11 protein-coding genes and 1 pseudogene are annotated in these 13,046 nt (G+C 66.6%); 6 read left to right on the top strand and 6 right to left on the bottom strand.

Features of this window, described 5'->3' with window-relative positions; all coding sequences use genetic code 11:
* The first annotated feature begins 115 nt into the window (after positions 1–115).
* From G8760_RS00085 to G8760_RS00095, 3 genes are all read left to right on the top strand, one after another.
* Positions 116–2,074: a sensor histidine kinase gene (locus G8760_RS00085; RefSeq protein ID WP_166344889.1), complete on the top strand. Its 1,959-nt coding sequence runs from the start codon at positions 116–118 to the stop codon at positions 2,072–2,074.
* 66 nt (positions 2,075–2,140) lie between these two features.
* Positions 2,141–3,052 carry an NAD-dependent epimerase/dehydratase family protein gene (locus G8760_RS00090; protein WP_166344892.1) on the top strand — a complete coding sequence of 304 codons (912 nt, stop codon included), beginning with the start codon at positions 2,141–2,143 and terminating at the stop codon, positions 3,050–3,052.
* Between the two features lie 50 nt (positions 3,053–3,102).
* A complete protein-coding gene (locus G8760_RS00095) occupies positions 3,103–3,855 on the top strand; it encodes a response regulator transcription factor (RefSeq protein WP_166344895.1) in 753 nt (250 codons plus the stop codon).
* Positions 3,856–3,923: 68 nt separating this feature from the next.
* On the opposite strand, the gene wrbA is transcribed toward G8760_RS00095, so the two are convergent.
* Positions 3,924–4,532, bottom strand: a complete 609-nt coding sequence (wrbA, locus tag G8760_RS00100) for an NAD(P)H:quinone oxidoreductase (protein WP_166344898.1) — start codon at positions 4,530–4,532, stop codon at positions 3,924–3,926.
* Positions 4,533–4,738: 206 nt separating this feature from the next.
* Here wrbA and G8760_RS00105 point away from each other — a divergent pair, with 206 nt between their 5' ends.
* Positions 4,739–5,059, top strand: a complete 321-nt coding sequence (locus tag G8760_RS00105) for a DUF6506 family protein (protein ID WP_166344901.1) — start codon at positions 4,739–4,741, stop codon at positions 5,057–5,059.
* 100 nt (positions 5,060–5,159) lie between these two features.
* Here G8760_RS00105 and acs read toward each other — a convergent pair.
* Both acs and G8760_RS00115 read right to left on the bottom strand, forming a co-directional pair.
* Positions 5,160–7,091, bottom strand: a pseudogene (gene acs / locus G8760_RS00110) (acetate--CoA ligase); the annotation flags it as partial.
* A gap of 244 nt (positions 7,092–7,335) precedes the next feature.
* Positions 7,336–8,088, bottom strand: coding sequence for a class I SAM-dependent methyltransferase (locus tag G8760_RS00115; protein WP_166344907.1), 753 nt, complete (start codon positions 8,086–8,088; stop codon positions 7,336–7,338).
* Positions 8,089–8,191: 103 nt separating this feature from the next.
* On the opposite strand from G8760_RS00115, the gene G8760_RS00120 reads away from it, so the two are divergent.
* Positions 8,192–9,244 (top strand): hypothetical protein, encoded by a 1,053-nt coding sequence (locus tag G8760_RS00120; RefSeq protein ID WP_166344910.1) that lies wholly within the window; start codon positions 8,192–8,194, stop codon positions 9,242–9,244.
* Between the two features lie 924 nt (positions 9,245–10,168).
* Here the strand turns inward: G8760_RS00120 and G8760_RS00125 are convergent.
* From G8760_RS00125 to G8760_RS00135, 3 genes are read right to left on the bottom strand one after another with little or no spacing between them, the layout of a single operon-like run.
* On the bottom strand, positions 10,169–10,888 hold the full coding sequence (locus G8760_RS00125; RefSeq protein ID WP_207781871.1) for a Fic family protein: 720 nt from the start codon (positions 10,886–10,888) through the stop codon (positions 10,169–10,171).
* A gap of 51 nt (positions 10,889–10,939) precedes the next feature.
* Positions 10,940–11,380 (bottom strand): DUF1707 SHOCT-like domain-containing protein, encoded by a 441-nt coding sequence (locus G8760_RS00130; protein WP_166344916.1) that lies wholly within the window; start codon positions 11,378–11,380, stop codon positions 10,940–10,942.
* A complete protein-coding gene (locus G8760_RS00135) occupies positions 11,380–11,982 on the bottom strand; it encodes a PadR family transcriptional regulator (RefSeq protein WP_207781872.1) in 603 nt (200 codons plus the stop codon). Before G8760_RS00135 ends, G8760_RS00130 begins: the two co-directional genes overlap by 1 nt.
* A 233-nt stretch (positions 11,983–12,215) precedes the next feature.
* Between G8760_RS00135 and G8760_RS00140 the strand changes: the two genes are divergently transcribed.
* Complete coding sequence (locus tag G8760_RS00140) at positions 12,216–13,043, top strand: MBL fold metallo-hydrolase (protein ID WP_166344922.1); 828 nt, start codon at positions 12,216–12,218, stop codon at positions 13,041–13,043.
* The last annotated feature ends 3 nt before the right edge of the window (positions 13,044–13,046 follow it).

Consider the following 13,046-nt stretch of genomic DNA (forward strand, 5'->3'; position numbering starts at 1 on the left):
GCGTCGATAGGTGCGGGCTATGCTCTGGACCAGAGTTCTAAGAACCGCGCGGTTCTAAGGAAGGACCTCTTCCCTGAGCGGATACGTCAACCCACGTCTCGCCGTCGCGCTGCCGTTGGCATATCTGGGCTGCCTCTTCTGGTGCCGGGCCGGCTACCTGATCAGCGCACCCGGGAGCCATCCGGATCACCACACGTCGACGCCACCCATCCTTGGCCTCCCTCTGCTGGCCGCGCTGATCGCTGTCCAGGTGGCGGTGACGTTCGCGCCAGACCGACGCCGCTGGGCGTGGTGGCTGCTCCCGGCTCAGGCCCTGATCTGTGCGATTGGGTACAGCGTGATCGGCGTCAGCTGGGCGGTCGGCCTCGGACTACTCGCGGGCACGATCCTTCTTCTCGGACGAGGTATCTGGCCCTGGGTGGGCTACACGAGCGTCGCCGGCATCGCCGCGGCCGCCATGGCAATGTCCGGCGTGACGGACGCGCCGTTCATCCTCTATCAGGTTGGCGTCGTCCTGGCCAACGGCTTGATCATCTTCGTCATCACCCGGCTGGCCGACCTCGCTCGGCAGACCCATGCGGCCCGTTCCAAGGTGTCCCGGCTAGCCCGGGTCGCCGAGCGGCGGCGCACCGCGCAGGGCCTGCGTGCCAACCTCGGGACCACTCTCTCCACCATCATTTACGACGCCCGCCGCGCGGCAGCGCACCCGACCGGCAAGGCCGACCCGGCGCGCCCGGAACTCCTGCGCAAGATCGTGCTGACCGCCCGATCCGCAGCCCGTCAAGCACGTGTTCTCACCGCTGCCGACAACTCTGGCCGGGTGGGCGACGAGCCCACCCGCGTGGGGCCGTCCGAGGTGGTCGACACCCGATTGACTACTGGTCTCCTCCTGGTCTTGATGGTCAATCACGTGATCAGCACCGGGCAGAATCTGGAGATCACACACCCGGAGGAATGGCACGTGACGGTCGTCGCGGCCGCGATCGTCGCCTGCGTGCTCGTCTGTGTTCTCCACCTGTACCACGCACCACCGGCCGGTGGTCTGCGCCGCCGTCGGTGGTGGGCATGGTCTTTGGCCGCCCAAGGGGCGCTCGTCGCAGTACTCATCGTCGTGTTTCACTTCCCAGCGACGCACATGATCCCGTTCTTCGCGGGTTCGGCGCTGTTGCTGTTACCTCCGCGTCTTTCTTTTCCGCTCCTCGGCTGCGTAGTCGTCTGCATCATGACCATCCCAGCGCCGTCCGACCTGGCGATCGTCGAGCGCCTTGCGATGACGTCGTACATCCTGTCCATCAGCTTGGTCGTCTTCGCGGCCAGCCGGTTGACCGACCTCACCCGACAGCTCGAAGCCACGAACTCGGAGCTCGTCGCCAGGATCGCCGACGCGGAGCGGTTGCGGATCGCACGCGACGTCCATGACCTCATCTGTTCCAATCTCCACGCGATCGCCCTCAAAGGGGAGGTGGCGCTCAGGGTTCCGCCGGCGCAGACGGCCCACGGCACCAACCACCTCGACGAGCTACTGAGCATCGCCCGGCGCACCCTGGGCGATCTCCGGTCGGTGGCCGCTGGTCCGCTGAGCGCGACGCTGGCCCAAGAAGTCGACAGCGCTAAGTCTCTACTGGCCGCAGCAGGCATCGACACCAATATCGAACTGACTCTGGTGCGCCCGCGCCCTGAGATCGACCACCTTCTGGGCGTCACCCTCCGCGAGGCCGTCACCAACGTCATCCGCCATTCCGCCGCACGCACCTGCAGCATCTCCACGTCCATCGCCGCGGGGATGATCTCGCTGCGAGTGGTCAACGACGGCGCTATCGAGCACGCTCATGGCACCGACACCGGCACCGGCACCAACACCGGCAGCGGCCTCGCCAACCTGTCGGCCCGGGCGGCCTCCGCCGGCGGCCGCCTCACCAGCGGCATGGACGGCTACGGTCGGTTCGTCGTCTCCGTCACCGTCCCAATGGTCCATGGTCGCAAGCACACCGCCACCAGCGTCGTGCCCCATCCCCGCCACGTCATGCACGGCGTGCGCAGCAGCCCAGATCAAGACCCGAGCCCAGTCACGTGACGGATTCGGCCCGGGCGGCGCGACCCTACGGTCGACGCACTGGATCGGACCACGATGGGAGCGGACATGCGAGTTCTGGTTGCCGGAGCGACGGGCGTCATCGGCCGACAACTGGTTCCACTCCTCGAAGACGCCGGCCATGACGTGGTGGCTCTGTCCCGGACCTCACCCAACTCGGCCACCCGGCACGACGTGGTCGTCGCCGACGCGCTGGACCGTGACGCAACCTCGTCAGCGGTCGACAAAGCCGCTCCCGACGCGGTGATTCACCTGCTCACGGCCATACCGAAGAGGATCAACCCAAAACGGCTGGCGACGCAGTTCGCCGGCACGAACCAGCTACGCACCATCGGCACCAGGAACCTGTTCGACGCCGCCCGGGCCGCGCGAGCCAGCCGGATCATCGCGCAAGGCCTGGCCTACGGGTATCAGCCTGCCGGTGCGGGGCTTGCGGACGAGGACACCCCGTTCTGGACCGACGGCCCCAAGCAATTCCGGCCGGTCGCCGCGGCACTCGTCGAGCACGAGCGGCTCACCCAGGAGGCTGGCGGACTGGTGCTGCGCTTCGGGCATTTGTATGGGCCGGGCAGCATCTACGCACCGGACGGCGATTTCACCCACCAAGTCCGCTCCGGCAAGGTGCCACTCGTCGCAGGTGGAGAGTCGGTCTTCTCCTTCACGCACGCGTTCGACGCGGCCAGTGCCATCGTGGCCGCACTCGACAGTCCGACGACGGGTGCCCTCAACATCGTCGACAACAACCCGACCCCGATGCGAGCCTGGCTGCCGGAGATGGCGGAGCTGCTGCACGCACCCGCGCCCAAGAAGGTGCCCGCCTGGCTGGCCCGTGCCGCGGTCGGAAGTTGGGGTGTCGCGTTCATGTCGAGCCTGCGGGGCGCCAACAACTCTCGCGCCCTCTCGCGGCTGGACTGGACGCCGACCTATCCTTCGTGGCAGCAAGGGTTCAACCCGGGCTGAACCGGCCACGTGTGCGGTGGACGTTACACCATGAGTTCCACCTTTGGGTGATGACCACCACACGTCGTCGCGGTATCTTCACACCACGACTCATCCGTGTGGAGAAGGGGAACGTCATCACGGTCACGCCGAGCTTCCGTCGACCGTCGTCACCACGCGACCGGTCACGGAAAGCGCAGACAACAGTGCAAGAGACCACCATCAAGGTCCTGATCGCCGAGGACATGCACATGATCCGCGGCGCCCTGGTCGCCCTCCTCCGCACCGAAGCCGATTTCGAGGTCGTGGCGGAGGTCGACCGTGGCGACGAAGTGGAGCAAGCAGCACTGCGCGCCCAGCCCGACGTGGCGCTCCTCGACATCGACCTGCCCGTACAGGACGGCCTGTCCGCCGCGGAATCGTTAGCTCAGAGCTTGCCGTCCTGCCGGGTGGTGATCCTGACCGGCCTCAGCCAGCCGAGCCATTTGCTCCGGGCGCTTCAGGCCGGTATCCACGGCTTCCTGATGAAAGACGCACCGGCGGACACACTGGCGCGCACCATCCGGCGGGTGCGGAGTGGCGAGCGCGTCATCGATCCAGATCTGCTGTCCCTCGCCCTCCAGACTGGTGCCAGTCCGTTGACCAGTCGGGAGGCGGACGTGCTCAGGATGGCCACGTCGGGGTCCACCACCGAGGAGATAGCCGTCGATCTCTCGTTGTCGCCGGCGACAGTCCGCAACTACATGTCGAGCGCTATCAGCAAGCTCGGCGGACGCAACCGGATCGACGCGATCCGGATCGCCACCGACGCCGGCTGGTTGTGAGCCCGCAAGAATCGCGAGTTCGGCCACCACGAGGTGGGCTACGGCGCGGGGCACCACCTCGGGGTGATTCAGTTCCGGCCCTGAACGAGTGCTCGCGCCATGGCGGCGACCCTGGCTCCTTGGTAGCGGACCGTCCGGAGGTGAACCTCGGTCGGGGCTCCTTCGGCGCTGATATGGGCCGTGCCATAGGGGTTGCCAAGCTCGAACTGCACCGGATCGGTATAGCCGGGTGGAACGATCACGCCACCCCAGTGGTAGACCACGTTGTACAGCGAGAGCAGCGTACTCTCCTGGCCTCCATGCTGCGTGTACGTCGACGTGAACGCCGAGTAGACCTTGTCGGCCAACAGACCCTTCTCCCAGATCGGCCCCGTTGTGTCGATGAACTGCTTGAGCTGGCTGGCCATCGCCCCGTAGCGGGTAGGAGTTCCAAAGAGGACCGCGTCGGCCCAGATCAGATCGTTGACACCGGCTTCTTGGATGTGCCGCGTCGCGTCCGCGTGCCCAGCCCACTCAGGTTTGGCGGCGACGACCTCGGACGGTGCCAGTTCTGCCACCCGGCGCAGCCGGACCTCGGCACCTTCCTTTTCGGCGCCCTCGGCGGCACCGTTCGCGAGCGCATATACGTTCCCAGTAGAGCTGTAGTAGATAACCGCGACCTTCACTGCCTGCGTCATGGATGTTCCTTCTCTCGAAGAGACTCGACATACATGACGGTAGGGCTGGTGACCGGGCCGGCGAATCCGTCGGCTGACTGTATTCACGTCTCTCCACCGCTGCGGACAGACCGGCGGCGCCCTGTCCCGACGCGTCGGATAACGTATCAGCGCCCGGCGCTGACGGCCGGCACCTATTCGGATCATCGAAAGGCGACGAACGAGACATGACCACCTGGGCGTACATCTACGAGCACCCCGAAACCGACCCGATCGACGACCGTACGGTCATCGATCGGGCCGGTCAGCGGACGCTGCTGGTACCCGTGCCCGACCCTTCGGCTGCACCTGAGGTAGCCCTACGGCTCGTCGGCGAAGGCGTCGAACTGATCGAACTGTGCGGAGGTTTCAGCCTGCTCGATGCCGCCCGAGTAGTCGAAGCCGTCGGCGACCACGTGCCGGTCGGCCACGTCACGTTCGCCGTCGACGCGGTGCCGGGCGTGGCAGCGTACGCGGCGAAGTTCGAGGCCGAGCAGCACACCAACTGACGTCGCCGGTACGTCGCCCAGCCGGGGGGGGGGGGGGGCCCCACCCCCCCATTGCCCCCCGCCCACAAAAAACGCGGCCGCGGGGGAACCCCCAAGGTCCGGAGCTGATCAGGTTCATCACGGTCGGGTCGGCCAACGTGGTGACGTCGCCCATCTCCCGGTTCTCGGCGACGTCGCGGAGCAGCCTCCGCATGATCTTCCCCGAGCGGGTCTTCGGCAACTCGGCGACCACCAGGATCTGCCGTGGTTTCGCGATCGGGCCGATCTCCTTGGCCACGTGGTTACGCAGCTCAACAGCGATGTCCGCACCTCCATCACCCGCGTCGGCGCGCAGGATCACAAAGGCCACGATGCCCTGGCCGGTCGTCGGGTCGGATGCACCGACCACCGCCGCTTCGGCCACCTTCGGATGCGACACCAGCGCGGACTCCACCTCCGTCGTGGAGATGCGGTGCCCGGAGACGTTCATGACGTCGTCCACCCGGCCGAGCAGCCAGATGTCACCGTCGTCGTCCTTCTTTGCGCCGTCACCAGCGAAGTACCGACCCGCGAACCGGGACCAGTAGGTGTCGATGAAGCGTTGGTCGTCGCCCCAGATAGTGCGGAGCATCGACGGCCATGGCTCGGTGAGCACCAGGTATCCACCGTGCCCATCGGGCACGATCTCGCCCGCATCGTCGACCACGTCCGCCGCGATCCCCGGCAACGGCACCTGGGCCGATCCGGGCTTGGCCGCGGTGACACCCGGCAGCGGGCTGATCATGATGGACCCGGTCTCCGTCTGCCACCAAGTGTCGACCACCGGTGTGCGGTCGCCGCCGATGACCCGGCGATACCACACCCATGCCTCCGGGTTGATCGGCTCGCCGACGCTACCCAACAGCCGCAGCGAGGAGAGATTCCGCCGGGCCGGGATCTCCTCACCCTGTTTCATGAAGGTGCGGATAGCCGTCGGTGCGGTGTAAAGGATGGTCACGCCGTACTTCTCGACGATGTCCCACCACCGCCCGGGCTCGGGGAAGTCAGGGGTGCCCTCGTACATGACCTGGGTGGCACCGTTGGCCAGCGGACCGTAGACGATGTAGCTGTGCCCGGTCACCCAGCCGACGTCGGCGGTGCACCAATACACATCGGTCTCCGCCTTGAGATCGAAGACGTTGCGGTGGGTGTAAGCACACTGGAGCAGGTATCCGCCGGAGGTGTGTTTGATGCCCTTCGGTTTTCCAGTAGTTCCCGAGGTGTACAAGATGTACAGCGGATCTTCGGCGTCATGCGCCTCTGGGGTGTGATCGACCGGCTGCGAGGTGACGATGTCATGCCACCAGACGTCGCGGCTGCTATTCCAGTCGACGTCCTGCTCGGTGCGGCGAACGACGAGCACCTTCTCGACCGAAGGGGCCGCGGCCACCGCTTCGTCGACGGCCGGCTTCAACGACGCCGGCTTACCTCGGCGGTAGCCACCGTCGGCGGTGATAACGAGCTTGGCCTGGGCGTCCTCGATCCGACTGCGGAGTGCTTCAGCGGAGAAACCACCAAAGACCACGGAGTGGATCGCACCGATCCGAGCACACGCCAGCATCGCGACAGCGACCTCAGGGATCATCGGCATGTAGATAGCCACGCGGTCGCCATGCCCGACCCCGAGCGAGATGAGCGCGTTGGCAGCTTGACTGACCTCACGCTGCAAGTCCGCATACGTCAGACTCCGCGAGTCCCCCGGCTCACCCTCCCAGTGAATAGCGACGCGATCACCGTTGCCGGCCTCCACGTGCCGGTCGACGCAGTTATACGCAACGTTCAGGCGGCCACCGACGAACCACTTGGCGAAGGGTGGATTGCTCCAGTCCAGCACCTGGTCCCACTCGGTGTCCCACGTCAGCAGCTCTCGAGCCTGCCGGTCCCAGAATGCCAGCCGATCCGCCGCGGCTTCCTCGTAGAGGCCGGCGGTGGCGTTGGCCTGGGCCGCGAACTCCTCCGCTGGCGGGAAACGGCGATCTTCATGCAGCAGATTGGAGAGAGCGTCGCTGGTCACCTTTGTCTGCTCCTCACATCTCGTACCTGAGTGGCCCCGTGGCCTAGTGTCGCGGCCCGGATGTCCGCGCCACTAGCTCACCATGCACCTGTGCCCACGGCAAGACCCGTCCCTCACCTCGGACGCACGAGGAACGAGACGAGCCAGGGCAGCGGTGAAGCGGGACCATTTTGTCATCTGATCGTCTCAGTTCCACGTTGTGAGACGGCACCCACCCTCCACCAACCTGGGCGGGCGACAAGGGTCACCGGACCACCGGCGCCCGGAAGCAGTAGGTGACATAAGGCAACACAACACCGTCGGCCGTCGCCTGCCGGGCATAGACCGCCCGGACGGCATCCAGCAGCGGCGCGCGCTCCTCCGGAGACTGAATCGCCACATACGAGCGCGACGTCACCAGGTCGAGCAGGCCCTGTCCGCCGAGCTGCTGGGAGTGCTGGAAAGTAGCTGACTCGACCGGACCGAACCACTCGCTGGCACCCAACGCCGTCCCCTCCGTCACATCGGTGTAATCGATGCGCTGCGGCTCCTCCGGGTTGATCATGGTCCACAGCTCGTCAACCCAGGGCACCGAGGCGTCGCGGAAATTCCAGACCAGCGCCAGCCACCCGCCGGGTTTGAGGACCCGGGCGATTTCGGGCAACGCGACATCGTGGTCGAACCAATGGAACGCCTGCGCCACCACGACGACGTCGACATCGGCATCGGGCACCGGGATCGCCTCGGCCGTACCGACCTTCACATCAGCGCTCGGCGACGCAGCGGACAGATGCGCCAACATCGGCTCCGACGGGTCGACGGCAACGACGTCGTGCCCCGCGTCCAACAACGTCCGAGTCAGCTTGCCCGTACCGGCCCCTAGATCGAGAACACGTGCCGGACGTTCACCGACCAGCCATCGCACAGCCTCGAGCGGATATCCGGGGCGGGATCTCTCATAGACATCGGCCACCGAGCCGAACGAGGAAGCCAACTGCCGATGATGATCGTCTCTCACGCCACCAGACGATACCGTGCGCTCCACGTCGCTCGGGGTGTTCGGTGCCAACGACGTTGATCGCCACTGTCGAACCGGCACTCTAGAAGGCACACTGGGCCCTATGAGGCGTCCGGGGTACCGTCGCCGCGGCAGGTCGACAGCATCGTCGGCAGGCGCCGCTAGCGAGACCGGCGCTCGCGGAGACGACGACGCTCACCTCCCGCCGCTGCGGCTGAACATCGAGGATGCCCCGTCCGGCGACCTTCACCACACCGGCCACGTCGCCGGGTCACGGTCCTGGCAACGGTGGATCGGACTCGGCGTAGCGCTCGCCATCGGGGCCGCCATCGGCGTGGTCGGAACCAATGCCCGCCATGACGCCCTCCAGCAGTCCCGGATCGAGCTCGTGGGCGGGGCCCTAGACGTCCAGTTCCCCCCGCAGGATCCCGGCGACGGCGGGCCGTTGCGAGCGTTGTATCAGGTGTTCAACGCCAGCCAACGCGAGATCGAGATCGTCTCGGTGGACGTCGCCGGCTGGGAGCAAGTCAATGACCCAGCTCCCAGAACAGCTCAACCAGGCACTTGGATCACCATCAGCTCGCACATCATGCCGGACTGCACCGAGTTGTTGGACGACCAGGCAGCCAGCACCTTGAGCGCCAGCGCCCAGGTACGAAGCGGTTCAACGTCGACGACCACCCCCGTCGAGTTTCCCTACGCCTATGACTGGCGGCACTTTGTATGGGACTCGGTCTGCACACCCCGCGATTACGAACATCCAGACCTGTACATAGACGACGTCGTCGTACTTGAACTCGACGTAGAGAACGCGACGCTGTGGGTCGAGCTTCATATGGACGGTCACCACTTTTCCGAGTTCTCGGCGACCCACGCCACCGAGATCCACCGGATTGGAGCAGTCGTCCCAGGGTTCGAGGTGTCCGCACCGGACCTACCCGTCGCCGTACCCATAGGCGAGTCCACTCAAGGGCAACTCGTCACCGAATGGACACTCGTCGACTGCGCCGAGTTCGAGACGTTGACGGAAGCGCAGTTGGGTTTCCATGTCCGAGCCCAATCCGGCGGGTCCGCGACCCGCCTACAAAACCTCGGGGTCCCGGAGCGGATCCTCATCCAGATCGGTCGGCTGGGCGCTGAGGTCTGCGGGCCCTGAGGCCTGCGGGCCATCAGGCTCCGGATGCTGGGCTTCGGGTCCAACGGCCCGGCGGACGTCGGTCAGCCCCGGCGAGCTCTCGCCCGCTTGGCGCCGAGTGTAAAGATCTACGCGTTCTCCTTGGCCTAACCTGCGGGTATCGGATATCAAGGAGGTAGCGGACCGGATAGGTCCACAGCACGGCCGGCGGGTACCCACGCGGCGATCAGCCCATGTACGGGCAGTCGTTCCGGGCCAGCCGAGGCGACAGACGTGAATGCACGCTTGGTAGCCCGACCGGCACGTGTCAGCGGCGGCGCTCCTTACGGGGCGCCGCTCGCATGTGGCGACTGTGTGTCCGCTCCCTCCCACCCCGTGTGTGCACCTGATCTCCGTTTTGTCACCTGATCTTTTTCTGTGGGGCGATCAGGTGTGCCAACGGCGGACGACGGCGCGGTGTGGTGCATCTGATCGCGTCCCGTGATGTGGACGCGTGGCGATCAGATGCACGATCGGCGTTTTTGGGGCGGGTTGTGCATCTGATCGGCAGCAGGTGTCCGGTCAGCGGATCGGTGGCGGGTCTGGCGAGTCGGGTTCGGCGAGTGGGTCGGTCATTGGAGGTCCGGTGGGCGGGCCCAGTCACCCCGGGGGTCCGGCCGGGGATGTTGCGCTCGTGTTGTTGGTGGTGGGGAGACTCGTCGTTGTTCGCATCCCGCGCGGTCGTCATCGGGCGTGACGATCAGATGCATCAACTGACCGGCAGGCCGCGGTGACGCATCTGATCGCCGCGCGTCCGCATGGTGGAGGCGATCAGATGCACCACACCGCGCCGTCGTCCGCCGTTGGCACACCTGATCGCCCCACAGAAAAAGATCAGGTGACAAAACGGAGATCAGGTGCACACGGGGGGTTAGGCTCGCGTGTGTGCTGCCAGCTCGCCGGTGATCAGGCGTCGGTGATCTCTTCCGCCAGGGAGAGTCCCACGTCGGCACCCCGGGCATAAGCCTCGGCACAGTGCCGCACCCATGCCCCGACGCCGTCCGGCGTGCCCGACCGGTAGGCCTCAAGCAGCGGCAGGTAGGCCAACACCAACGCCTGGTGTCCAGCTTCGGGGACGCTGACCGCCTTCGTATCGACCCCTCTCGCCACCAGGATCACCCGTTCCGCTGCCCGCGCGACGATCCCATCAGCCACGCCGAACACGCCGACGGCCACCAACTCGGCGTGGACGATCGCCGCGACCACTACCCCGGGGGCGTCCGTCCGTGCGGTGGATAGGCGCAGGATCTGATCGAGCCGGGCGGTGTCGGCATCCGGGCGTGGCCGGCCGAGCCGATCGGCGTCGGCGACCAGGTCGCGCGCGGCCAACACGTGCAGCCGCGCCAGCGCCTGATGTGGCGAGTGTTCCCAGAGCCGGGCCAACTCGGGGACATCCGCTACAGCTCGCAGCGCACCTTGCACGCGGGCGTCGCTGACATCGTCGACGTCGGCACCATCGAGTCCGGCCGAGGCACGAGCGCCACGAACCGCCGATTCCGCTGCCAGGCGGGCTGCCTGGCGACGCATCACCCGGTGCCGGAGCAACGCGTCGATCGCGTCACGAGCATGGGCGGCAGCCGTCCCGACTCCGTCGAGGGCAGCGACGCGTGCGAGGGGATCGTCCACGGCCACCGAGCTTATGGGGTCACATCCGGCGCGACGCACCGGGCTCGGATGTCAGGCGTGATGATGGCCATGACGGTGGATGTGTCGGTGCCGGTGGCCGAATCCACCACAGGCGAGGAACCAGAACGCGATCAAGGCCAACCATGGCGCACCCTGCAAAGCCACGAAGGCCACCGCCAGGAAGCCGATGACCAGCACCGGGGCGGACCAGCGCGGCCGCGCTGAGCGAGGACGGGTGCGGGCCGGGGCCACCCGACCGGAGGCGGTGCGCTCGGTACGACCCGATGTACCGGCCGGCGCAACTGGATGAGTGCTCGGCAAGTCCGCGAAAGCGGGTTGCAGGTCGGTGCCGAAGCGCGCCTTCCAGATCGTTTCCAGTCGGTCGTCGTACTCGGCTTTGGTCAGCCGCCCCGCCGCATAGTGCTCGCCGAGGGCGGCAGCTGCTGTGTCGCGTTCGGCGTCACCGATGCGCAGCGAACCCTCGGATGCCATCACCGCCCACCTCCGTCGGCGTCCTCGTCGGTATCGTCGCCGTCGGCCAGAATGCCGTACAGACGGCGCCGCATGTCGGCGAGCACCTCGCGGGCGCGCGCCTGCTGATCGGTGCTCCCGGTGGCCATGATCTGCCACATGGCGGCAGCCGCTTGCGCGATGAGTGGCTGGAGATCATGCTCGTCTTGGTCGTCGGCCTGGCTGAAGACCTTCCAGGGCGCGGCGATCTCGTCTGGGTGAGACTCGACGTAAGCCCGGCCTTCGTCGGTGAGCTCGAATGCGCGTCGTCCGGCGTGTTCGGCCGCCCGCACCAAGCCCTCATCCTCCAGCTGTTGCAGCGTCGGATAGATGGAACCAGGGCTCGGTTTCCAGGCGCCTCGGCTGCGTTCAGCGATCTCTTGGATGATCTGGTAGCCGTTCATCGCCTGCTCGGCCAGCACGCTGAGGATGGCCGCCCGGATGTCGCCGCGCCGGGCTTTGGGGCCGCGGCCGTAGCCGCGGGGCCCTCGCCCATGGCCGGCCCAGGGCGGCGGGGACCCGAAGACGGCCCAGGGCCCGAAGCCGCCGAACCTGGCGTCACCCTTACCCGACATCATCGACATCCACTCTCCAACCGGGCCGCCGCACGACCCATGTTTGCCCCATGTCCGTGGCCCTCGGGCCGAGTACGTAGCACGAGTCATCATTCTCTCCCGCCTTACAACTCAAGCTGTCGCGATATTTAGACGATATATCGCGACAGCTCTTCCGACAAGCTTGGCCGGGACCAGAGCTCAGCCACCAGAGGGTCTGGCGTACCAGACAACGCCTACCTCGTGACCAGTCACAATGGGGCATGGTTCAGTTGATTCTGCTCGGCACCGGGACACCGATGCCGGACCCCACCCGATGCGGGTCAGGTACGGCAGTGACCAGGGGCGGCGCATGGGTTCTCGTCGACTGTGGTCGCGGGGTGACCCAGCGGGCCCTACAAGCCGGATTGGACCTTCCATCGCTCCACGCGGTCTTGATCACGCACCATCACAGCGATCACGTGAGCGATCTCGCCACCTTGGCCATCACACGTTGGGTGGCCGGCGCCCCCAATCCGCTCACGGTCGTCGCTGCGAACGGTCCGTCGGCACGCTACGCGACGAGTTGCCTCGATTCCTTCGAGGACCAGGCGTTCCATGCTCAAGTCGGACCATCGTCGCCGAAGCGGCCGGCGATAACGGTCAACACATTCCGCGCCGACAGCTCGCCGGAGGTGGTATGGCATGACGCCGGCTGGCTGGTGAGCGCGGCACTCGTCGACCACCATCCGATCGAAGCTGCCGTCGGCTATCGGATCGAGGCCGACGGACGTAGCGTCGTCGTCAGCGGCGACACCGCGGTCTGCGACGGCATCGCCGGGCTGGCGGCCGGTACCGACGTGCTGGTGCACGAAGCTTTGCGCAGCGACCTCGTCCCCGCGCGGTCGCTGGAGTGGAACGCAAGCGCGGGATCAGTTGGTGAACTCGCCCATGAACTCAGCTTGAACGATGTGATCTTGACTCATCTGTTGCCGGCGCCACACTCCGTCGCGGACGAGCAGGCTTTCGTCGACGAAGCGCGTGCCAGCGGCTATCGGGGCCGCCTCGTCATCGCCCACGACCTGATGGTGTACGGCATCACCCGAGGCTGACTC

The organism is Phytoactinopolyspora limicola, from assembly GCF_011320225.1.
Lineage (GTDB): Bacteria > Actinomycetota > Actinomycetes > Jiangellales > Jiangellaceae > Phytoactinopolyspora > Phytoactinopolyspora limicola.